At 53.7% G+C, this 21,360-nt stretch carries 19 protein-coding genes; 15 read left to right on the forward strand and 4 right to left on the reverse strand.

Features of this window, described 5'->3' with window-relative positions; genetic code table 11:
- The 3 genes from larA to VMT71_14120 all read left to right on the forward strand — a co-directional run.
- The coding region (gene larA, locus VMT71_14110) for a nickel-dependent lactate racemase (GenBank protein HVN25103.1) at positions 1-972 on the forward strand (972 nt) is incomplete at its 5' end.
- 53 nt (positions 973-1,025) lie between these two features.
- Complete coding sequence (locus VMT71_14115; GenBank protein ID HVN25104.1) at positions 1,026-2,423, forward strand: FAD-linked oxidase C-terminal domain-containing protein; 1,398 nt, start codon at positions 1,026-1,028, stop codon at positions 2,421-2,423.
- A 363-nt stretch (positions 2,424-2,786) separates the two neighbouring features.
- Entirely contained in the window at positions 2,787-4,190 is a 1,404-nt protein-coding gene (locus tag VMT71_14120; GenBank protein ID HVN25105.1) for an FAD-linked oxidase C-terminal domain-containing protein, read from the forward strand.
- Positions 4,191-4,274: 84 nt separating this feature from the next.
- Here the strand turns inward: VMT71_14120 and VMT71_14125 are convergent, their stop codons facing one another.
- Positions 4,275-5,438: an aldo/keto reductase gene (locus VMT71_14125; protein HVN25106.1), complete on the reverse strand. Its 1,164-nt coding sequence runs from the start codon at positions 5,436-5,438 to the stop codon at positions 4,275-4,277.
- A gap of 217 nt (positions 5,439-5,655) precedes the next feature.
- Between VMT71_14125 and VMT71_14130 the strand changes: the two genes are divergently transcribed.
- Entirely contained in the window at positions 5,656-6,753 is a 1,098-nt protein-coding gene (locus VMT71_14130) for an NAD(P)/FAD-dependent oxidoreductase (protein HVN25107.1), read from the forward strand.
- A 94-nt stretch (positions 6,754-6,847) separates the two neighbouring features.
- Here the strand turns inward: VMT71_14130 and VMT71_14135 are convergent, their stop codons facing one another.
- Genes VMT71_14135 through VMT71_14145 form a run of 3 tightly spaced genes read right to left on the reverse strand, consistent with a single transcriptional unit; the run spans position 6,848 to position 8,715 of the window.
- Entirely contained in the window at positions 6,848-7,681 is an 834-nt protein-coding gene (locus VMT71_14135; GenBank protein ID HVN25108.1) for an HDOD domain-containing protein, read from the reverse strand.
- Positions 7,671-7,967, reverse strand: a complete 297-nt coding sequence (locus VMT71_14140; GenBank protein HVN25109.1) for a hypothetical protein — start codon at positions 7,965-7,967, stop codon at positions 7,671-7,673. The genes VMT71_14135 and VMT71_14140 overlap by 11 nt, the downstream gene beginning before the upstream one ends.
- Positions 7,945-8,715, reverse strand: a complete 771-nt coding sequence (locus tag VMT71_14145) for a response regulator (protein ID HVN25110.1) — start codon at positions 8,713-8,715, stop codon at positions 7,945-7,947. The genes VMT71_14140 and VMT71_14145 overlap by 23 nt, the downstream gene beginning before the upstream one ends.
- A gap of 215 nt (positions 8,716-8,930) precedes the next feature.
- Here VMT71_14145 and VMT71_14150 point away from each other — a divergent pair, with 215 nt between their 5' ends.
- The 11 genes from VMT71_14150 to VMT71_14200 all read left to right on the forward strand — a co-directional run bounded on the left by VMT71_14150 (position 8,931) and on the right by VMT71_14200 (position 21,186).
- A complete protein-coding gene (locus VMT71_14150; GenBank protein ID HVN25111.1) occupies positions 8,931-10,064 on the forward strand; it encodes a Xaa-Pro peptidase family protein in 1,134 nt (377 codons plus the stop codon).
- A gap of 171 nt (positions 10,065-10,235) precedes the next feature.
- Positions 10,236-11,429, forward strand: a complete 1,194-nt coding sequence (locus tag VMT71_14155; GenBank protein ID HVN25112.1) for a M24 family metallopeptidase — start codon at positions 10,236-10,238, stop codon at positions 11,427-11,429.
- A gap of 253 nt (positions 11,430-11,682) precedes the next feature.
- Entirely contained in the window at positions 11,683-12,666 is a 984-nt protein-coding gene (locus VMT71_14160) for an NAD-dependent epimerase/dehydratase family protein (GenBank protein ID HVN25113.1), read from the forward strand.
- Positions 12,663-13,631 (forward strand): tripartite tricarboxylate transporter substrate binding protein, encoded by a 969-nt coding sequence (locus tag VMT71_14165; GenBank protein ID HVN25114.1) that lies wholly within the window; start codon positions 12,663-12,665, stop codon positions 13,629-13,631. The genes VMT71_14160 and VMT71_14165 overlap by 4 nt, the downstream gene beginning before the upstream one ends.
- Before the next feature lie 56 nt (positions 13,632-13,687).
- On the forward strand, positions 13,688-14,884 hold the full coding sequence (locus tag VMT71_14170; protein ID HVN25115.1) for a M24 family metallopeptidase: 1,197 nt from the start codon (positions 13,688-13,690) through the stop codon (positions 14,882-14,884).
- 78 nt (positions 14,885-14,962) lie between these two features.
- Complete coding sequence (locus VMT71_14175) at positions 14,963-15,967, forward strand: D-2-hydroxyacid dehydrogenase (protein ID HVN25116.1); 1,005 nt, start codon at positions 14,963-14,965, stop codon at positions 15,965-15,967.
- Between the two features lie 90 nt (positions 15,968-16,057).
- Positions 16,058-17,026 (forward strand): tripartite tricarboxylate transporter substrate binding protein, encoded by a 969-nt coding sequence (locus VMT71_14180; GenBank protein ID HVN25117.1) that lies wholly within the window; start codon positions 16,058-16,060, stop codon positions 17,024-17,026.
- Positions 17,027-17,067: 41 nt separating this feature from the next.
- On the forward strand, positions 17,068-18,036 hold the full coding sequence (locus tag VMT71_14185; GenBank protein HVN25118.1) for a tripartite tricarboxylate transporter substrate binding protein: 969 nt from the start codon (positions 17,068-17,070) through the stop codon (positions 18,034-18,036).
- A gap of 171 nt (positions 18,037-18,207) precedes the next feature.
- A complete protein-coding gene (locus tag VMT71_14190; GenBank protein HVN25119.1) occupies positions 18,208-19,179 on the forward strand; it encodes a tripartite tricarboxylate transporter substrate binding protein in 972 nt (323 codons plus the stop codon).
- Positions 19,180-19,203: 24 nt separating this feature from the next.
- Positions 19,204-19,671 (forward strand): tripartite tricarboxylate transporter TctB family protein, encoded by a 468-nt coding sequence (locus VMT71_14195; GenBank protein HVN25120.1) that lies wholly within the window; start codon positions 19,204-19,206, stop codon positions 19,669-19,671.
- Between the two features lie 15 nt (positions 19,672-19,686).
- Positions 19,687-21,186, forward strand: a complete 1,500-nt coding sequence (locus VMT71_14200; GenBank protein HVN25121.1) for a tripartite tricarboxylate transporter permease — start codon at positions 19,687-19,689, stop codon at positions 21,184-21,186.
- The last annotated feature ends 174 nt before the right edge of the window (positions 21,187-21,360 follow it).

Genomic DNA, 21,360 nt, shown 5'->3' on the forward strand with positions numbered 1-21,360 from the left:
ATACATAGGCCCTCGACCGAGGAGGAGCGCGCTCGACTGGTAGGGCAGGAGATCGTGAGCGCTTACCGAATCGTTGATCACCTATCCAAGAGAAAAGAAGACATGGTGGAGGTGGGTACAATTGCGGGCGCCGTCCCAGCGCTCGTGAACCGTCTCTATGTAGAGGCCGACCTGAAGATTCTCACAGGCTTTATAGAGCCCCATATGTGGGCTGGTTATTCCGGTGGCAGAAAATCGATCTTACCGGGAATCTCTTCTGTTGAAACGCTCGAATTCATGCACGGTCCGGAAATGATTGCGCACCCGATGACCGAATACGGCCAGCTGGACGGAAATCTTTTTCACGAAGCCGGCCTCCAGATTATGGAGAAAACAGGCGCCGACTTCATGGTGAATGTGACGCTCAACAAAAAGAGAGAGATTACCGGGATTTTCTCGGGTCACCCCGTAAAGGCGCATCTGGGGGGCTGCGCGTTTCTGGCAAAGCACTGCGTGCGTGAGATCGATGCGCCGCTTGATTTTGTTATCACCACAAATTCCGGCGCGCCTCTCGACTGCAACCTGTATCAGAGCGTCAAGGGCATGACCGGAGCCGCAACAGTGGTCAAGCGAGGCGGCGATATTCTTATTGCCACACGTTGCGCGGAAGGTGCGGGCAGCCCTGAATACAAAGAAGTGCTCAACATGGTCGATTCTCCTGAATCTTTTGTCTGTCGGATCATGCAAAAAGAATTTTTCATTCCTGACCAATGGTGCGCTCAGGAAATGTACCAGGTGCTGATGGAGAAGGACGTATGGGTTTACACAGAAGGTTTTTCGCAGGAGGAGCTCAAGCGATACCATCTGCGTCCCGTTGATTCAATCGAAGGATGCATCCGTTCACTTTTTCAGAAACATGGCGTACATGCCCGCTGGGCAGTGGTTCCCGACGGGCCGATGGTGATTCTCAGGCTGAAAGAAGCAGGGGCGTGAGCAGTAAAGGATAAGGCAGAGAAGGACAGGAAATCACTATAAGAAGGTATTCTATGAAAGAAAAAATAGAGCAACTGATTGGAGAGTGCCGGGGTTTCCTCAAAGATGAGCAGATAGTCACGGACAAGGAAGGCATGTCCCACTACTGTTACGATGCGACCGAAATGCGCTTCATGCCTGACGTCGTGCTCCTGCCATTCTCCACTGAAGAGATATCGAAGATACTGAAGCTGGCTTACACTAACGATATACCGGTCACGCCGCAGGGTGGCAGAACAGGTCTCTCTGGAGGCGCGTTGCCCGTAAAGGGTGGTGTGCTTCTCTCCCTCCTCAGGATGAACAGGATACTGGAGATCGATGAGAAAAATATGCAGGTTGTGGTGGAGCCGGGTGTGGTTTCAGCTGATCTGCAGGAGACATTGAAAAAGTACAATCTCTTTTTTCCGCCGGACCCGTCAAGCACCATAGAGAGCACGCTCGGCGGCAATGTGGCAGAGAATGCCGGCTACACGAGAGCGGTGAAGTACGGAGTGACCAGGGACTACATTATCGGTCTTGAGGCTGTTTTGCCGAATGGCGACGTAATCAACGTGGGCGGCCGGACGGTGAAGAATGTCACAGGGTATGATCTTGTCGCGCTTATTATCGGCTCTGAGGGTACCCTTGCGGTGGTGACTAAGATTACTGCAAAGCTGCTGCCGAAACCCTTCCTTCGACGGACATGCATTTTTTATCTGGATGATCTTGTTGCAGCCGCAGACCTTGTGGTCTCGGTGTTCGGCTGCGGGATAATCCCCTGCGCTATAGAATTCATGGATAACACAAGCATTAAATGTGTTGCCGATTACCTCTCTGCGGATCTGCGCAAGGATGCGGCGGCGATGGTGCTGATCGAAGTCGACGGGAGCAATCAGGCTGCCGTGGATGAAGACGTCAAACTGGTGATGGCGACCGCTGATAAAGCCAGGGGCGTGATCGAAACCAAACTCGCCGGCAGTGATGAGGAAGCAGAACGGTTGTGGCGTATCCGGAGGGAGACCCTGCCTGCCTTAAAGGCACTCGGGAAAGATCACCTCGAGGCCGATGTCGTGGTCCCCCGGTATCAACTGCCCTTGCTTGCCCGGTCGATACAGGAGAGTGGTGCAGGAAAGAAAGTGAACATAGCGACGTACGGCCATTCAGGAGACGGGAATCTCCACGTCACGATCCAGTACAGGAAAAGAAACTTTGCTGAGACTGAGGAAGCATACGAGCTACTGGGAGAGATATACAGAAAGACTATCGATATGGGAGGAAAGCTGAGCGGCGAACACGGCATCGGGCTTACTGCGAAAAATTACATGTCTGCGCAGATGGGCAGAACCGAGATTGAGCTGATGAAACGCATTAAACAGGCCTTCGATCCTAAAGGCCTGCTTAATCCACAAAAAATATTCCCTGATGAGGAATGAAAAAATGCAGACCGCTCCGCTAGGACGACCGCCCTGCGGGCTAGGAAGATGGAAGGGGAAAGTGAAAACCCATTTCAGCACCAGAGCTGTGGCTTCTTTCGCGCTCGCGGCGCAAGCTTCGCTCGGGGCTGCCGGGATGGGTTTGATGTATTTCGAGGCGTTAGGAGTTGGGAGTCGGAGATAGTACTGATGTACATCGACGAGTCACGACGACGCGGCGTGCGACCCGCGAAGCGAGCTGGCTGCATTCTATTGTTGTTAAAGGTCGCGGGTGCCCCGCTAAATCATCGGGCAAACTGTTAAACGTGGGCGCAAACCCTAATCCTGGCGGCACCGACGAACATTACAAGGAGAGAAAGAAAAATGAGAAAAGGATTACAGCAGGACATAATCAAAAAATTGGAGGACATAGTCGGGGAAAACCATGTACTGAAGACCGAAGAGACTCTGGAAAAGTACAGCAAGGATGAAACACTGGGCCTCCAGGCCTGGCCCGATGCGGCTGTGCGAGTCGGCTCGGCTGATGAAGTCTCTAAAGTACTGCGCGTGGCAAACGAATACTCAATCCCGGTGACACCGCGGGGGCTGGGCACTTCCTTGAGCGGAGGTTCAGTGCCCGTTCACGGTGGGATAGTCCTTTCCCTGGAAAGAATGAATCAGCTGCTCGAAATCGATCAGGAGAACCTGATGGCGGTCACGCAGCCCGGCATCGTTACATCCGAACTCCACCGGCTTGTGGAGGAGCAGGGCTGTTTCTATCCCCCGGACCCTGCCAGTAAGGATAGTTGCAGTATCGGGGGAAATGTCGCCGAGGGATCAGGTGGGCCCCGGGCTGTCCGTTACGGGACCACCAAAGATTATGTATGCGGCCTGGAGGCGGTTTTGCCTTCCGGAGAGATGATGACTATCGGAGGAAAGGTGGTGAAGGACGTTACCGGGTATAACCTTTGCCAACTCCTGGTAGGCTCTGAGGGCACGTTGGCCATAGTCACCAATATTATCCTTCGTCTGATCCCCAAACCCAAGATGAAAGTGGATCTGCTTGCGCCGTTCAATGCACTTGCACCCGCGGCCGAAGCTGTCTCCGCGATCATCGGAGAGAAGATTGTGCCTACTGCGATAGAGTTCATGGATAACCCCGCGATCAGGCTTGCCGAGAGGTACCTCAACAAGAAGGTCGTTTTCAATACTGCTGCCGCTCATCTGTTAGTTCAGCTTGACGGAAATCGGCAGGAGGATTTCGAGCATGCGATGGACGTGGTGGAGCACATTTTTGAAAAATTCGGCGCCTGGGATCTGCTTGTAGCAAAAGAGCCCGAGGCCCAGAACAGACTATGGGAAGCCCGCCGCTGCATCTTTGAGGCAGCCAACCGCATGGGCGTTATATACGAGACCATGGATGTGGTGGCGCCGCGCTGCTGCGTTGCAGACCTCGTGAAAGCCAGTGAAACGATAGCCGAAGAGTTTCGTCTCGACCCCTTGTGCGTGGGCCACGCGGGTGATGGAAACGTTCATGTGCTCTATTTCAAAAAAGATGACATGGACAAGGAAGAGTGGGATAGGACCCTTCCAAAAGCCAGCAAGCTGCTCTACCAGAAGACTCTTGAAATGGGCGGAAAGATAACGGCTGAGCACGGCATAGGTCTTACCAGAAAAAAATATCTGCGCATGGACTACACTGAAAGGCAGATCGATCTCTTGAGGGGGATAAAGAAGACATTTGATCCGAAGGGGATTTTGAATCCGGGAAAAATTTTCGATCCGTGATCGGCGGGTGCACAGGTAAGCGCGCGTAAGTCAATCGCTATGCCTGCAGTCCCCTTGCGCGTGAAGTCCAGCAGGAATTATTCTTCAGCCTTGCCCTCCTTCTCTGAAAAGCCGGGTATGGACCTTCTTGAGTTCCTCGGGGATAGCAACGTGCTGAGGGCATTTCTCCTCGCATTCGCCACACTCGGTACATGCGGACGCCCTCTGCTCGGGAGCCAAGAAGGCGTTGTAGACCAGCACCCCTGTAGGATCTTTGAACGTCATCGTGTCATTGTAGAGGGAAAGGTTCATGGGGATATTGACGCCCGAAGGGCAGGGCATACAGTAGGCGCAGCCCGTGCAGTTGACGGTAAGCAGGCTGCGATAGACATTGCGCGCCTGGTCAATGAGGAGCAAATCCGCAGGCGAGAGAGAATTTGCCGTGCCTTTTTGCGCAGAGCGGACATTCTCCCACACCTGCTCCAGGCTGCTCATGCCTGAAAGGACCGTTGCCACCTCGGGGCGATTCCAGACCCACCGCAACGCCAGCTCGCTAGGGAGCCTCTTTTCAGGTGACGCCTCGAAGAGTTCCTGCACTTGAGGCGGTACCTTTGCCAGCTTCCCTCCGCGGAGTGGCTCCATCACCACAACGCCTATGCCTTTCGATGCCGCGTACGCGATGCCTTCGCCGCCCGCTTGGTATACCTCGTCCAGGTAGTTGTACTGGATCTGACACATGGTCCAATCGTAGGCGTCTGCTATCTCCTTAAATACGGCGAAGGTGTCATGAAAAGAGAAGCCCACGCGGCGCACGCGGCCTTCCTTCACAGCCTTCTCAAGGAACGGAAATACGCCAAGGTTCTTCGCGTTCTCCCACGTCACTGCATTCAACCCGTGGAGGAGATAGAGATCGAGGTAGCCTGTCTGGAGTCGTTTGAGCTGCTCACCGAGAAACCTGTCGAAGTCCTCACGCTTCTTGGCCAGGAACACAGGCAGCTTCGTGGCGAGAGTGACGCGGTCACGATAGGGTTTCAGCAGTTTGCCGAATACCATCTCGCTCTTGCCACCGTGATAGTTGTAGGCCGTATCGAAGTAGTTGACGCCGTGCTCTATAGCATACTCGACCATCTTCGCGGTCTCTTCCTCATCGATTGATCGTGCGGGATCGAAGGAATCGGTCGGATTCTGCGTTCCTCCGACCAGGGGAAGGCGCATGGCGCCGAAGCCGAGGATGGAAACGGGTATCTCTTTCAGGGACCTGTACAGCATATGCCCTCCTTATGTTCCTGTGGTCAGACTACAACAGACAGTTTACCAGCACCGAAGGGTGGCGTCCAGACAAGCGCCATGCCCAGCGTGTGGATCGAGACGAAACCAATACCCTTGACTGCCGTATAAGGAAAAATGCTTCTTCAAATTGATACTGCATTTGAATCAGCGTAGAGTGGAATTAAATGCAGGAGAGTCGTGACAGGACGGAGAGCATATGAATGAATTCGACGTGATCGTCATAGGGGCGGGTCCTGCCGGTTGTTACGCCGCATTGAGCGCTGCTGCAAGAGGATGCACAGTGGCCCTTTTCGAGGAACATAGTGCCATAGGATGGCCCAGACACGACCCGGGTTGGCTGATGGCGTCTGATTTTTCCGAGTCCATCATAGGCAGTATGGGTGCGTCTGTTCCATGGGCAAGGGTCAAAGAATATAGAGTGTGCCATGCAGAATCGGGTGAGCTCATAGAGGCGAGCACACGGGCGGGTTTTATTGTCAGGAGAGACCTCCTTGAAAAAGAGTTAGCATCATTGGCAGTAAAAGCGGGCGCCCGCCTGTATCTGAAAACAAGGGTTGTGAATATTATCAAAACAGGCGATACAGTTGAAGGTATTGAAACAAACTCCAGAGCTACTCCAGAGGCCAGGGCGCGGATCATCATATGTGCTGACGGTATCAGATCCGCAAGTCATGGATTCGCCGCAAAGGAAGCGTTGTGCAAGAGCACCGATCCAAAGCCGGGAATAAGCTACCTTCTTGCAAACGCGGATGTAGCACCGGGAGTCATTGAACACTTCATGTCCCCGGATCCGCTGCTCAATTACAAGACCTTCTTTACCCATGGCGATGGTTTATCCATTTTCAGCATGTTGTCCGCGGCAGCGTTTCATGATCTGAGGGAGAGAAAGGATAATGTGGTATCGCGCAAAATAGCGAATGCCTGTCCTCTGGAGATCAGTGGGTTCGCAAGAACATCAGCGGGCAAATACGGAGACTATTTCAGCAGCATGATCAGTGGGAACATCATCTTCGTAGGAGATGCTTCAGGTGGCGCAGGAAATATTCATGGAATGATACAAGGGCAGATGGCCGCAACGGTCGCCGCGTCTGCCCTGAGGGATAAGGACACAGGCAAAGAAAGATTATCTGAATATCACGAACTGGTGCGAAGCACTTTGGCTAAGGCTCCCTTTTTCTATTTCAGTGCGCGAAAAGATTTCAGCTCTTTTGAAAACTGGTTTCGCGAAGTAGAAGAGGCAACGCAAGGATTGACAGCTTCAGAGTGTTCACTTCCTTTTCGCAGGTTTTTATAGCGATATAGTGAAGCCGCCATCGATAGGCAGCAGTGCGCCGACGATATACCCGGCATTATCCGGGTGAAGCGGTTACGCGGATGAAGAGACGCACTCACTCGTCGGCGAGAAAACTCCGTGCCTCGTGGATAAACTGCTCACTTTCCCAAAGGATAGAATTGATCTCCGAGCGGGACATCGCCAGCCGTGTCCATGCCGTCTCGTCAAGAAGTGGCACAAGAGAATCACCGCCGGAGCCAAACCCGCGAGCCCGCGTGAGGATATCTGCAACGTGCAGCAGTGCGGACCTCGTCGGCCAGGTCCTGGCAAGAGAAGGCTTGTGATGGTATCTGATGGGCTCAATGAAGTAGCGGGGGAGGTTCCAGTTTTCGAAGACCCAGTTCGCAACTTCTGGATGAGTTGATTGGAAGAGCTTCTGTTCTGCGTCGATAATAGGGATCCTGTTCTTTTCGGCCATTTCGAGAGCACTCCGGTAGGTGTCGGGAAGCTTCAGGTACATGAAGACTTTCCCGATGTCGTGAAGCAGGCCCGTAATGAAAAGCTCCTTGGCTTCTCGCATCCTTTTTCTCCGTGCGGTAATCTGCGCTATGATCGCGCATCCGATGGAGTGAGCCCAGAGCCCCTCCATCTCCTTCATGAAATCAAAGAGACGCATGCCCATGAGGAGCGCTTTTGCCTGATTAAGCCCAAGGAGCAAGAGCGCCTGCGCCACGGAACCTATCCTTCCCTTAAAGCCGAAGAAGGGCGAGTTTACAACCTGCAGCAAGCGCGCGGTGAGCACCGGATCTTTTGATACGAACGCGGCAATGTCGCTGAGCGAGAGGTAGGGGTTGTCAAAGATCTGGAGTAATTTCCTCACTATAACGGGTATTGTAGAGAGTTCCTGCATCTGCTGCATCTCATGGTGAAAGGCCTCTCTAGTCTGCATAGAGCTCCTTCAGGTACTCCGCTACGGCGCTTTCCAGGAGCGCCATGTGAGCCTCGTTGCGCGTGAGGTCAAACCTCCTCTTCAGCTGGTCAAGGGCTTCGTCCAGCGTTGCGGCATCCGGATCTCCGCCAATGCACACGCTTCTCACGCCTATTCTCAGCAACCTGCGGATCAATGGCTCCGTCAGTGTTGTTCCGGATTCGAGCAGGACCACGCCGGCCTCGTTGGTTGCGGGTCTGGACAACTTCATGCCATCCTGTGCCTTATCCAGAGAAATGAAGCGCACATTCCACCTCGTTCTGCTGATCCCCCGCCGGTTCCCTGAAGATGAGTACCATCCCCCGCACCTCCTCGGTCCCGTTCACCACAGGAGCTGCTCGGTATACTATGGGCACGACCTTTTCATCCCTTGTGCGTACGAACGCTTGTCTATCGCCTTTCTCAGACATCAGCCGTGCCCCGGGCATATCTTCCTGGATCACATTGAATACTTCGAGCCCACTTCTTCCCAGTGCCTCAGTTTCGGGCCAGCTCAGGAGCGCTTCTGCAGCGGGATTAATGAAGCTGACCGCACCCCGCGCATCGAGTGCAATGATCGCCTCATCGATGTTAGCGAGGGCGGTCTTGAACCACCCCCTGCTTTCCCGCAGCTGTTCCTCCATCCTGTGGCGGTAGAGGGCCATCTCGATTGCTGTGTGCAACTCGCGCTCGCTTATCGGTTTGAGGATATAGCCGAAGGGTGCTGTCACCTTTGCCCGGTCCAGAGTGGACCGGTCTGAGTGGGCGGTGACGAAGATCACCGGACAAATATCTCTTCTCTGAATGATTTCGGCGGCCTCGATGCCATCCATGGGCCCCTTCAGGACAATGTCCATCAGGACCACGTCCGGCCGCAGGGTCAGGGCGGAAGCAACAGCGTCGTTGCCTGAAGCTACAGGGCCGACGGGCTCATAGCCCAATTCCTGGACGGTCTGATGGATCTCCGTGGCGGTAATCTTCTCATCCTCGACAATAAGTATGCGCTCGTGTGCCATTGTGCCCTCCTCAACACATAGATATTATCGGCTAAATAGAGAATAACGAGAGCCCCTAAAATTTTCCTGTGTGGACTTCACACGTGAATCTTGTGGTATGATACATTTTACCCAATCATAAGTCGTACCCCATCCAGGGCAAGCCAGTGAGATCAACGCAGCGTGGCAGAGCAAATCTCAGCAGCGGAACGGCTTAGAGTAAAGGAGACGACATCATGTTCAGTGGTGCAGAAAGGGCGCGGAGAGAGAAAGCCATTCGCGGGGTGATGGAAGCCAAAGGGCTCAAGGCACTCGTGCTTATAGGCGACACGAACGTAGGTAGCGAGTATCTTGGCGATTTTCGGTACTACGTCGACAATAGGATCATTGCAGGGCAGCAGGTGGCAGTACTTTTTCCGCAGGCTGAGCCGGTGCTCTTCATGGGGACGGCCATTCAGCAACAGGCAGCCTCACGCAGGTCTTCCGTAAAGGATTGCCGCGTGAGCGACAATGTGCTGGCCGACGCGGCGGGTCTCCTCAAAGAGCGCAACATTGTGAAGGGTAGCGTGGGCATCAGCTTCGCGATGCTTTCCGTACCGATGTATAACTATCTCAAGGCTGAACTTCCAGGTATCGACTGGGTCGAGACGCATCAGGAGATTTTCGAGATTCGTATTCACCACAGCTCCGAGGAAGCAGATCTTTTCCGGAAATGCGGGAGTGTAGGCGCCGGGGAATTCGAAGCCGCTGTCAAAATGATTAAGCCCGGTGTCACTGAATATGAGATCGCTGCAGCCATCGAGGAGTACGGACGTGTCAGGGGAGCAGAGCAGCATTTTACCCTTGTTGGCTCCGGCAAATACGCGCCCGGAGAGGCGAATGGTCTTCCTCTGCCTTATTCACCTTCGTCTCGTCGCGTGGAGAAGGGGGACAGTGTAGTGATGGAGATCACGCCGAGGGTAGAAGGTTACTGGACACAGATCGTGCGCACGGTGAACGTGATCACCCCTAACGCAGAGCTGGAAAAGCTTTACCGTGTGAGCCGCTATGCCATAAAGAAGGGGCTCGAAGTTTTCAAGCCTGGTAAGACAATAAGGGATGTTGTGCTGGCTATGGATGCGCACGTGAAAGAGTCTGGTTATCTTTTCAGGCCGCCGACAGGCCATGTATGTGGCGTGGACCTCATCGAGGGGCGCGTCTCTGCGCAAAACACGAGAGTGCTTGATCCTGGGACTGCTGTGATCATTCACCCTACGGTGGCCACACCGGACGGAAGAAACACGTTTTTCTGGGGAGAAACGTATCTTGTGACAGAATCAGGACATGAAAGGCTCAACCCGGTAACCGATGAGCTGCTGACATTGAAATGACGAGGAAGCGAGGAAACGAGGAAGCGGATAACTGCGAAAAAGTGAGGAAGTGCGGAAGCGGATAATTCAAGCACGTCGTATACGGTGTATAAGGTCTGTTCCGCTCTTCCGCATCCTCGCATCATCGCTTCCTCGCTTCATCAGAATAATTGAAATGAAAGGAGAAGACTAATGGCATACGATCCCAAAGAGACGCTCACCCTGGCTCCATCTGACCAGGAACTCGCGCGGCGCTGGAAAGCGGTTCGGACCCGCATGGAGGCCGAGAAAATCGACGTCCTGATAATGCAGAATTCCAACCAGTGGCTGGGCGGCTACATCCAATGGTTTGCTGATGTCCCCGCGCGTAACGGCTACCCTGTGACGGTAATTTTTCCCCTTAAAGAGGAGATGACCACCATCACGTGCGGAGGCAAGCCGCCGTTTGATTTTGGCCCACCAGCGTGGACTATGCGGGGCGTGAAGAACAGGCTGGTCGCTCCCTATTTTCCGAGCATGTACTACAGCAATGAATATGATGCGGAGTTGGCTGTGCAGGCATTACAGGCCTGGAAGGATGGCACCATCGGCCTGGTCAATACGGCGACGATGGGCGGCATGTTTTTGGAATATTTGCATAAGAAACTTCCGAACACGAAATTTGTCGATGCCACCGAACTGGTGGATCGGATCAAAGCAATAAAGAGCGAAGAAGAGATCGGCTTCCTCATGAAGACCATAGCCCTTCAGGATGAAGCAATGGCCTATGCGCGAACCGTCATAAAGCCCGGCAGAAAGGATTTCGAGATAGTGGCTGATGTTGTCCACAAATGCGTGCTCCTCGGAAGCGAAGAGCAGCTTGTGATTGGCGGCTCTGCGCCCTTCGGCATTCCGAACCCCCCGTTGAAACGCCATTACCAGAACCGTACGGTAAGAGAGGGCGATCAGTTCACGCTCATGATCGAAGTGAATGGCCCGGGGGGCATGTACGGCGAGGCAGGACGTTGTTTCTTCGTTGGTGAAGTGCCGTCTCAGCTTCACGATGCAAACGAGCTGTGTAAGGAGGCGCAGGCGTTCACCGTGAAGATGCTCAAGCCCGGCGCAGACCCGAAGGACATATGGGATGCCTACAATGAGTTCTTGAAAAGTAAGGGACAGCTGCCAGAATCGAGACTGTATGCGCACGGCCAAGGCTATGATCTGGTCGAACGTCCTGCGATTCGTGACGATGAGCCTATGAAGCTTGCTGCAAACATGAACATTACAATCCATCCGACGATCACGGATGGTAAAATCTGGGTCTCGGTGTGGGACAACTGGCTGATCACGGAGAAGGGACCGAGCGAGCGTCTCCACAAGACGCCCCAGCAGATCTTCTCCGTATAACGCAGACCGCCGCGCTCGGAGGGGCGAAGTCCTCGAAGGGGGGACGACCGCTCCGCCAGAATGACCGTCACGCCTTTGGCGTGACTAGGAAGATGGAAGAGGGAAGAACGCTGCGCTCGGAAGATAGAGATGCTTTTTTTACTGCGAGCGAAAGCGAGCTTCGCTCGGATTTGCCCGGATGGGTTTGATGGATTTCGAGGCGCAAACCCTAGTCCGGGCACATCCGACGAACACTTAAAGAGGGAGGGATAGGATGAAGATCACTATAGCCGGTGGCGCAGGTTGTGTAGGTTCATGCGCAGCATACAGACTGGCCCAGGATGGATTTGCGTCTGAAATTGTCCTGCTCGATTCTCGCCGCAACGTGGCGGAGGCGCATGCTCTCGATGTTGAACAGGCGGTGGTCCACCGCACGAGGACGCGGGTGCGGGCAGGAGACGTGGAGGACACTGCCGGCTCGGACGTGATTATCATTGCGGTCGGCGTCTGGGGTCGCTCCCCTACACCCTCGCGCGCTCATAACCTTCAACAGAATGTGGGCCTGGTGCTGGACTTGGTGAGATCCCTTCATGCGCACTCACCGTCCGCTTTCTGGATGGTTGTCACCACGCCGGTGGACGCGCTCGTGCACCTGATCCATCGGATATTTTCCATCCCTCGTGAAAAGGTAATCGGCATCAACCGGAATGACACCTCCCGTGTGCGGTGGTCCATAGGCAAGGTACTGTCGGTTCCGGCGACTGACGTCGAGGCTTACGTGTTGGGGGAACACGGGGATACCCAGGTGCACCTGCTCAGCCGCGTCAGCGTGGCTGGCAAAAGAGTCTCGCTGGATACCCATCAGAAAGAACAGGTGAAAAGCAAGATCACCAATTTCTTGTCACAGTGGCATCAGTTGCAGTCGGGCCGGACAGCAGGCTGGGCAACTGCCGAATCGATCGGTGATATTATCACCAGCATGGCTTCACGCGATGGTCGTGTTTGGGCGTGCGCTACGCCTCTGCAAGGCGAATACGGCTTGCGCGACGTGAGTCTCGGCGTACCGGTGCGGTTCGCACCTGGCGGGGTGGCAGAAATTGTTGAATATGAGATGGATCTAGCCGAAAGGAGCGGCCTCGAACTTTCAGCAAAAGCAATCAAAGAACAGATCAAGAAAGGAGAGGCGTTACTCGCTGAGTCTGCAGGAGTAATAAATGAACTCCTCTCGTCATTACAACAAGGGGGTGGGAAATCATGACTACGAGAACTGTTTTGGTTCTCACGATTATCACGATGGTGGGGTTTACTGTATTGTCGCCATCGGTCTCCTCCGCCGGGTATCCCGATCACAATATTCAGCTCATTATCCCGTATGTACCGGGCGCCACCGGAGATATCACGGCGAGAATGCTCCTGGAAGAATTGGAAAAGATTTTAGGGACAAAGATCATTCCGAATAACAAGCCGGGAGCCTCGGCCGTGCTCGGCACTGTTGCTGCAGTGAGGGCAAAGAAGGACGGCTATACGTTACTCTACGTGGGCGCGTCAGCCCTCGTGTATGCGCCTGTCTCAAATCCGGAGATTGTTCATTACGACCCGTTTAAAGACCTGGAGCCTTTGGGGTTTCATTATTATTTCCCCCAGACGATTGCCGTCAGATCGGATGCCCCCTGGAAAACCTTTCCGGAATTGATCGATTACGCCAAGCAGAATCCCAAGAAGCTCCGTATCAGCACAATTGGCGTAGGCTCCACGCCGCACTTCATGGTGGAAATGATCCAGGGCATCACAGGAGCCCAATTCACTCACGTTCCATTCGAAGGGGGAGAATCGGTGATGACAGCGCTTCTGGGCGGCCACGTGGAAGTCACCTGTGATGGGTTGGCCAAAATAAAGCCTCACATGGACGCAGGAAAGATGCGCGTTCTCGTGATCACCAACAAAATGGCTGCGTATCCTGAATTCCCGACTATCACCGAGCTGGGCTATAAACAGAAATTGTTCGGCACATGGTTCGCCATGTACGCCGGGTCTGGAATGCCCGATGAGGCGAGGAAGGTGCTGATCCCGGCCATCGAAAAAGCGGTAAAGATCACCAAACCCAGGATCGATAAAATGGGAAGTATCGCTGAGTACAAAACGCCGGCTGAGCAGAGGAAGATGGTCGACGAGGAGTACAAGGTTGCCGTTGAGGTTGCAAAGAACATGGGTTTGCGAAAATAGTAAAGAATTATCGATCCGTGGTATTTTAGTCGACTACGGCTGTCAAAGGAGGATGCATGATGACCCCTGAACAGAAGGAGGTTGTAACGCTGGCAATTTCAGATGCTGAGCTGGAGCGCCGGTGGGCCGCGGTGCGGGACAGAATGAAAGAAGAAAAGATCGAAGCTCTGGTCATGCAGGATACCAACGAGTGGCTGGGCGGCTATGTGAAGTGGTTTAGCGACATCCCTGCCCGAAACGGTTACCCGATGACTGTTATCTTTTTCGTGGACGATCAGATGACAACGATTACGTGCGGTGGAAAACCGCCGGGAGACCTCGGACCTCCTGCCTGGACCATGAGAGGGGTTAACAACAGGCTGACAGCGCCTTATTTTCCGAGCCTCAATTACAGCAATACCTATGATGCCGAGCTCACGGTGCAGACTCTGAAGAGCAAGAAGAAAACCAAAATCGGCATTATGGGCAAGGGAAGAATCTCAATCGCCTTTTATGAGCACCTGGTCAAGAGTATGCCCGGGGCAACCTTTGCTGATGGTACCGACCTTGTTGACGAGATAAAAGCAGTGAAGAGCAGTGAGGAGATCGAACTGATCAAGAAGGCCTGTGCCCTTCAGGATGAGGCTATGGAGTGGGCGAAGACGATCATTAAACCGGGCAGAAAGGATTTTGAGATAGTTGCCGATGTCGTTCATAAGGTGACCACGCTCGGTAGCGAAGAACAGCTCGTCATTGCCGGATCAGGGCCGCTTGGCAAGCCAACGCCGATGCAGAAGCGCCATTTTCAGGGGAGGACGCTGAAGGAAAACGAATCCTTTACGCTTATGATCGAAGTGAATGGCCCCGGCGGCATGTACGCTGAATTGGGCCGGATCTTCTTTACGGGAGACGTGCCTGCAGAGCTTTCAGATGCGTATGAGCTCTGCAGAGAGGCACAGCAGGTGACGTTAAAGCTCCTCAAGCCGGGTGCAAACCCTAAAGACATCTGGGACGCGAATAACGAGTTCCTGGTCAAGCACGGCATGCTTCCGGAGACGCGCCTCTATGCGCACGGCCAGGGTTACGATCTGGTGGAACGGCCGGCAATCCGTGACGACGAGCCCATGAAACTGAAAGCGAACATGAACATCACCGTACATCCTACCATCGGCTCTGATCGCCTCTGGGTCTGGGTTTGCGACAATTATCTGATCACTGAGAATGGAGTGAGTCCGTGTCTGCATAAGATTCCGCAGAAGATTTTTTCGGTGTAAAGCCGCTTCCGGGCCGGGGTGGGCTTTGCCCGATCACCCCGGCTGCGCTCAGATAAACAGCATGAAGGAGAGAAGGGTATGGATCAAGTAAAGGTGCTCATATTCACGCGTGACGTACTGCAAGAGAAGCTTTTGGGCATGCTCCGTCAGGTCTCGCCGAGGCTCGTAATCGAGGCCCATAGCGACAAAGAGGAGAAAAACCTCGGTACGGGTATCTGGCGCGACGTGGAGATACTTTTCACTACCGACCCTCTTCCTCCTGAAGGCGCTGCCCCCAAGCTTCGCTGGATTCAGGGGTACTACGCGGGCGTGGACCGCTGGGGCCAACTCCCTTTCACCCTCCCCTACATCTTTACCACCACCAGCGGCATTCACGTGCATGTTGCGGAACTTGCCGTAACGTTGATGCTGGTATTTGCCCGCAAGGTTCGCCCTTTATTGGAGAACCAGCAGAAGGCGGGATGGCCGCCGGACCGCTTCTCTCTTTTTGAGCCGTACGAGCTGAGGGATTCTACGGTGGGCATAATAGGCTACGGTGTGATCGGCCGCCAGGTGGGAACAATCTGTCGCGCCTTCGGTATGCGCGTGCTTGCAGCGGACCGGCCTGAGGTGCTCACGGTTGAGCCGCCGTGGAGGCTCCCGGGATCGGGAACTGCACTGCCGGATCGCCTTTATGAACCTTCCGATGTTGAGTCCCTATTGAAAGAGAGTGACTATGTGGTGCTATGTGCGCCTTACACGCCGCAAACCCACCACATGATCAACGCCGAAACCCTCGCTGTTATGAAGCCTACGGGAGTGCTGATAAACGTTGGTCGCGGCAATCTCGTTGACGAGGAGGCTCTGATCGAGGTGCTGAAAGCAGGTAAGATAAGGGGTGCGGGGCTTGACGTATATTCAAAAGAGCCGCTTCCTCCGTCGAGCCCACTGTGGACGCTTCCGAGTGTCGTCGCCTGCCCCCACGTGGCCGGGTTGAGCCCGCATTACCTCTCGCGTGCTATGACTCTTTTTGCGGAGAATCTCCGCCGTTACCTGGCAGGAGAACCCCTGCTCAACGTTGTGCAAAAGGAAAGAGGGTACTGAGAGAGGCGCGTGAATTACAGAGTCTGATATGGTAGAATTTCAAAACTACAAACGAATTCGTTTGCGATCTACACGCGGAGGTAACGTTGTATGAAAACGAAGTTCTTTCTTGCGGTTACAGTACTGTTGGGTTTTGTTGCGCTCTTTTCCGCGGTTTCTCACGCCGCGGGATATCCTGATCGCAACATCCAGTTGATTATTCCCTACGTGCCGGGGGCCACCGGAGATATAACTGCAAGAATGCTTGCAGAAGAGCTGGAAAAGAGTCTCGGCGGCGCGAAAATTATTCCCAACAACAAACCGGGTGCCGGGACGGTTTTGGGGGCTGAGGCTGTTGTCAGGTCGAAGAAAGATGGGTACACGCTTTTTTACGGCGGCGCTTCGCCATTTGTCTATGCTCCCATAGCTAACCCTGATGTTGTTCACTATGATCCGGCAAAGGACGTAGAGCCGCTGGGGTTTCATTATTTCTTCCCTACGGTGGTAGGAGTCAGGGCAGATGCGCCCTGGAAAAACTTTAAAGAATTTGTGGAGTATGCCAAGAAGCACCCTGGAAAAATCCGTATCACCTCGATTGGTGTCGGTTCTTCTACCCACTTTGCTATAGCAATGCTCGAGTCTATCACGGGCATTCAGTTGACCCATGTGCCCTTCGAGGGCGGTGAATCGGTTGTCACCGCGGTATTGGGAGGACACGTAGAGGCAACGCTGGACGGTTACGGAAAACTGAAGCCCCACGTGGAAGCCGGCCGTATGAGAATTCTTCTGATCGACCCCAAGAAGCCTGATCAGCCCCAGATACCGACTTTGAAAGAATTAGGTTACAAGCAGAACGTGCCGGCGACATGGTTCGCGCTGTGGGCTCCGGCTGGGATACCCGAGGACGCGAGAAAGGTCTTGATACCGGCGGTCGAAAAAGCAGTGAAAGCCACAAAGCCGAAGATTGATGCCCTGGGGAGCATTTGTGAATACAAGTCCCCTGCGGAACTCAAGAAATTGAGGGACGACGAATACAAGCAGATGTACGAGATCGCTATCAAAATCGGTCTACGCAAGTAAAGCACAAGAGTTAACAACACAAGGCTGAGATTAAGATTCAGATGGTAAAGCCGATCATTTTTGCCGCGCTCTTCCTAGCCCTCGCGACGTGTCTCTTTCCCTCGCCCTCCTGTGCTGCGGGTTATCCGGATCGCAACATACAGCTCATTATCCCGAATGTCGCAGGCGCACAGATGGATGTTACGGCAAGGCTGCTGGCAACCGAGCTGGAAAAGATCCTCGCTACAAAGATTATACCCAACAACAAACCAGGCGCGGGAACTGTTCTCGGCACGGAGGCTGCCATCAGGGCGAAGAAAGACGGGTATACCCTGCTCTACGGCAGCAATGCAGCGTTTGTCACCGCTCCTGCGTGTACCCCCGAGGTTGTGCATTTTGATCCGATTAAAGATGCCGAGCCTTTGGGGTTGCATTATTTTTTCCCCCAGACTATTACCGTCAGATCTGATGCGCCCTGGAAAACCTTCACCGAATTCATTGACTACGCGAAGAAGAATCCTAACAAGATCCGCGTAAGCACAACGGGTGTAGGGTCGGGGCCGCACCTCATCGTGGAGACGATTCAGGCTATTACCGGGGCCAAGCTGACCCATGTGCCCTTTGAGGGCGGGGAATCGGTGATTACTGCGGTTCTTGGCGGACACGTGGAGGCGACCTGCGATACACTGGCCAAAGTCAAACCACAGGTGGACGCGGGGAAGATGCGCATTTTCCTTCTCACGCGGAAGATGCCCGGCTATCCTGATGTGCCCACTATCACGGAACTGGGCTATAAACAACCTCTGTACGGCGGGTGGTTTGGGATGTATGCCCCCGTGGGTATTCCCGAGGAGGTGAAGAGCATTCTGGTGCCTGCAGTAGAGAAGGCAGTAAAAATTACAAAGCCAAAGATCGATGCCCTGGGGAGCATTTGCGAATACAAGTCTCCGCCGGAACAGAAAAAGATGACGGAAGAAGAGTACAAGAGAGCTATAGAGATCGCGATCAGGATAGGGATGCGGAAGCAATAACGGCCGGGGCATGGGTCACGGGGCGATCCGTGACTGAAGGAATGGGACCGCACGGGCACCCCGCTAAGGAAGGCTGGACGATCGCCTACAGCTAGGACGACCGCCCGCCGCGGCGGGCCTTGGACGATGGACGAAAGTAACTACGCAAATGCAACGAGGAGGCAAAACACCATGAAACTGACACATCTCTGTTTGATCATTTTGTTTTGCGTGTTGGCATTTGAGATCGTGGCGCCTTCTGCGTCGCATGGCGCAGGGTATCCCGATCACAACATCCAGCTCATCATACCCAATGTTGCGGGTGCACAGATGGATATCACCAGCCGCATGCTGGCCTCCGAGTTGGAAAAGATCATCAACGCGAAGATCATACCCAACAATCGTCCAGGCGCAGGGAGCGTGCTTGGTACGGATGCTGCCCTCAGGTCAAAAAAGGACGGCTACACCCTTCTGTACGGCACAGCCTCAGCCATGGTATACGCACCGGTCGCCAATCCGGACGTTGTCCATTACGATCCGATCAAAGATGCTGAGCCTCTTGGTATGCATTATTTCTTTCCCCAGACGATCACCGTCAGGGCAGATGCGCCCTGGAAGAATTTCAAGGAATTTGTCGAATATGCGAAAAAGAATCCCGGTAAAATCCGTGTAAGCACCATGGGTGTCGGGTCTCAGCCGCACTTTGTTCTTGAAATGCTGCAATCCATTGCAGGTATTCAGTTAACCCACGTTCCCTTCGAGGGCGGGGAATCGGTGATTACTGCGGTTCTGGGCGGACACGTGGAGGCCACCTGTGACACGCTGGCGAAAGTGAAAGGTCAGGTAGAAGGTGGAAAGATGAAGATGCTTCTGATCACCAACAAAATGCCCGGCTATCCGGATGTCCCGACCATTCAGGAGTTGGGGTACAAGCAGACATTGCCGGGAGGCTGGTTCGGCATGTATGCGCCGGCGGGTATTCCCGACGACGTCAAGAAAGTGCTCGTGCCTGCCGTTGAGAAAGCAGTAAAGGCTACCAAGGCCCGCATTGACGCGCTCGGCAATCTTTGTGAATACAAGACTCCTGCGGAAGTCGTGAAGATCACCGAGGAGGAATACAAGCGGGCTGCTGAAATAGCAAAGAAAATGGGCCTGCGTAAGTAGCAAAAGGCAGGAGAGGAGAGTTTGATGGGTAAGTCCGACCGAGTCAGCGGATCATTCTGGTTTCTTTTTTGCCTTTTCATAATATACCAGTCATACAAACTGGGGTTGGGTAATGTCTATCAACCCGGTCCGGGTTTTCTTTTCTTCTGGACAGGTATTGTTGTGGCAATCATGGCACTCGTGGTTGTGGCTCAGTCCTTCAGAGTGAAGCCGCAGGAAGAGGCCGCAGAAGCGCCCGCGGGAAAGCGGACCGTGACCAAAGTTATCCTTGTTCTGGTCGCCCTCTTCATCTACGCTGCCCTTATGGAATACCTCGGGTTCTTCATTGTTACGCTGCTTCTTTTCTTCTTTCTTTTGAAAGTTATCGAAAAAAAGAAATGGTGGTTTGCGGCCGCCGTGAGCATCCTTGTGACCTTTTTTTCATACCTGATCTTTGAAACGGCTTTGCAGTCCCAACTCCCGAAAGGGATTCTGGGTTTCTTGAGATTTTAAGGCGGGGGCGGACAGATGCTAGATATTCTCCAGAATGTGGGTTACGGTTTTCAGGTTGCCCTTCAGCCTGCCAATCTCATGTACTGCTTTTTCGGCGTACTCATTGGGACGTTGGTAGGGGTTCTGCCTGGCTTGGGGCCTGCTGCGGCCATCGCGCTCTTACTCCCGACAACCTTTCATGTCTCCCCTGTTTCAGCAACTATCATGCTTGCGGGCATATTCTACGGAGCAATGTACGGAGGATCAACAACCTCCATATTGGTCAATATACCCGGCGAAGCCGCTTCGGTGGTTACCTGTATAGATGGCTACCAGATGGCGCGAAAAGGCAGGGCAGGTGCTGCATTAGGGATTTCGGCGTTCGGCTCTTTTATTGCGGGCACTTTTTCAGTCATTGCTCTCACCTTCGTAGGACCCTTCCTCGCGAATATAGCGCTCGCATTCGGTCCACCTGAATATTTCTCCCTCATGATCGTGGGTATCACTGTACTCACGTACCTGAGCAGCGGATCAATGCTCAAGTCACTGATGATGGCAGGAGTCGGACTCATCCTTTCGGGCGTGGGAATGGACACCATTGCAGGAAAATACCGGTTTACGTTTGATATTCCGGCGCTGCTGGACGGTGTCGGCGTTGTGCCTGTTGCCATGGGTCTTTTCGGCATATCCGAAGTTCTTCTGAACCTGGAGACGGAGATCAAGCGCGACCTGCTGACGACTAAAGTTAAGAACCTGTTCCCTTCGGTCAAAGACTGGGCTCTCTCCATATGGCCGATTATACGCGGTTCAATCCTAGGGTTTTTCCTCGGTATCATTCCTGGCGGCGGCGCGGTCATTGCTTCATTCGCCTCTTACGCTATAGAGAAAAAGATTGCAAAGCACCCGGAAGAGTTTGGCAAGGGTGCCATCCAGGGGGTTGCAGGTCCTGAGGCTGCCAACAATGCTGGTGCTGGCGGTTCCTTCATTCCTCTCCTGACGCTCGGTATACCGGCGAACCCGGTGACTGCTATACTCCTTGGCGCCCTCATGATCCATGGTTTGACTCCCGGCCCTCTCCTGATAAAAGATGCACCCGACCTCTTCTGGGGCACTATCGTGAGTATGTACATCGGCAACGGCATGCTCCTCGTGCTCAACCTTCCGCTTATCCCCTTGTGGGTGAAGGTGCTCAAGGTCCCCTATTTCATTCTTTATCCCCTCATACTGCTCTTCTGCCTGATCGGTGCGTATAGCCTTGATAACAACATTTCAGACGTGATCATCATGCTGGTGTTTGGAATCACGGGGTTCCTGATGAAGAAATATCGTTATGACGGCGCACCGATGATACTCGCGCTGGTTCTCGGGCAGAAACTGGAGACGTCACTTCGCAGGGCGCTGATCATGTCCCACGGTGACTTCTCAGTGTTCGTCACCCGTCCGATCTCTCTGGGCTTCCTGATCATTGCTGTACTACTTCTGATTGTCCCGATCGTGACAGGGCGGAAGAAGCTGTCGACGCTGGCAGAGGAATGACGAAACCAGGGCTCTTCCTGGCCCTTTCGACGCAAGTGTGCAACAAATCTCGTCTGCCACAATGATTGTTTCTTCTTGACAGGTAAATCCGTTCCTTTTAGAATTCACTAGGCCTCATCACCAGGGAGTCCGCAGACGTAACGGTTGAAAGGAAACGAGTCCATCCAGGCTGCT

This window comes from Syntrophorhabdales bacterium (genome assembly GCA_035541455.1).
Lineage (GTDB): Bacteria > Desulfobacterota > Syntrophorhabdia > Syntrophorhabdales > WCHB1-27 > JADGQN01.

What these genes read in the sequence shown, in the direction of transcription:
- VMT71_14115 (HVN25104.1), top strand. Translation starts at nt 1,026, where the DNA reads ATGAAAGAAAAAATAGAGCAACTGATTGGAGAGTGCCGGGGTTTCCTC.
- VMT71_14120 (HVN25105.1), top strand. Translation starts at nt 2,787, where the DNA reads ATGAGAAAAGGATTACAGCAGGACATAATCAAAAAATTGGAGGACATA.
- VMT71_14125 (HVN25106.1), bottom strand. Translation starts at nt 5,438, where the DNA reads ATGCTGTACAGGTCCCTGAAAGAGATACCCGTTTCCATCCTCGGCTTC.
- VMT71_14130 (HVN25107.1), top strand. Translation starts at nt 5,656, where the DNA reads ATGAATGAATTCGACGTGATCGTCATAGGGGCGGGTCCTGCCGGTTGT.
- VMT71_14135 (HVN25108.1), bottom strand. Translation starts at nt 7,681, where the DNA reads ATGCAGACTAGAGAGGCCTTTCACCATGAGATGCAGCAGATGCAGGAA.
- VMT71_14145 (HVN25110.1), bottom strand. Translation starts at nt 8,715, where the DNA reads ATGGCACACGAGCGCATACTTATTGTCGAGGATGAGAAGATTACCGCC.
- VMT71_14150 (HVN25111.1), top strand. Translation starts at nt 8,931, where the DNA reads ATGTTCAGTGGTGCAGAAAGGGCGCGGAGAGAGAAAGCCATTCGCGGG.
- VMT71_14155 (HVN25112.1), top strand. Translation starts at nt 10,236, where the DNA reads ATGGCATACGATCCCAAAGAGACGCTCACCCTGGCTCCATCTGACCAG.
- VMT71_14160 (HVN25113.1), top strand. Translation starts at nt 11,683, where the DNA reads ATGAAGATCACTATAGCCGGTGGCGCAGGTTGTGTAGGTTCATGCGCA.
- VMT71_14165 (HVN25114.1), top strand. Translation starts at nt 12,663, where the DNA reads ATGACTACGAGAACTGTTTTGGTTCTCACGATTATCACGATGGTGGGG.
- VMT71_14170 (HVN25115.1), top strand. Translation starts at nt 13,688, where the DNA reads ATGATGACCCCTGAACAGAAGGAGGTTGTAACGCTGGCAATTTCAGAT.
- VMT71_14175 (HVN25116.1), top strand. Translation starts at nt 14,963, where the DNA reads ATGGATCAAGTAAAGGTGCTCATATTCACGCGTGACGTACTGCAAGAG.
- VMT71_14180 (HVN25117.1), top strand. Translation starts at nt 16,058, where the DNA reads ATGAAAACGAAGTTCTTTCTTGCGGTTACAGTACTGTTGGGTTTTGTT.
- VMT71_14185 (HVN25118.1), top strand. Translation starts at nt 17,068, where the DNA reads ATGGTAAAGCCGATCATTTTTGCCGCGCTCTTCCTAGCCCTCGCGACG.
- VMT71_14190 (HVN25119.1), top strand. Translation starts at nt 18,208, where the DNA reads ATGAAACTGACACATCTCTGTTTGATCATTTTGTTTTGCGTGTTGGCA.
- VMT71_14195 (HVN25120.1), top strand. Translation starts at nt 19,204, where the DNA reads ATGGGTAAGTCCGACCGAGTCAGCGGATCATTCTGGTTTCTTTTTTGC.
- VMT71_14200 (HVN25121.1), top strand. Translation starts at nt 19,687, where the DNA reads ATGCTAGATATTCTCCAGAATGTGGGTTACGGTTTTCAGGTTGCCCTT.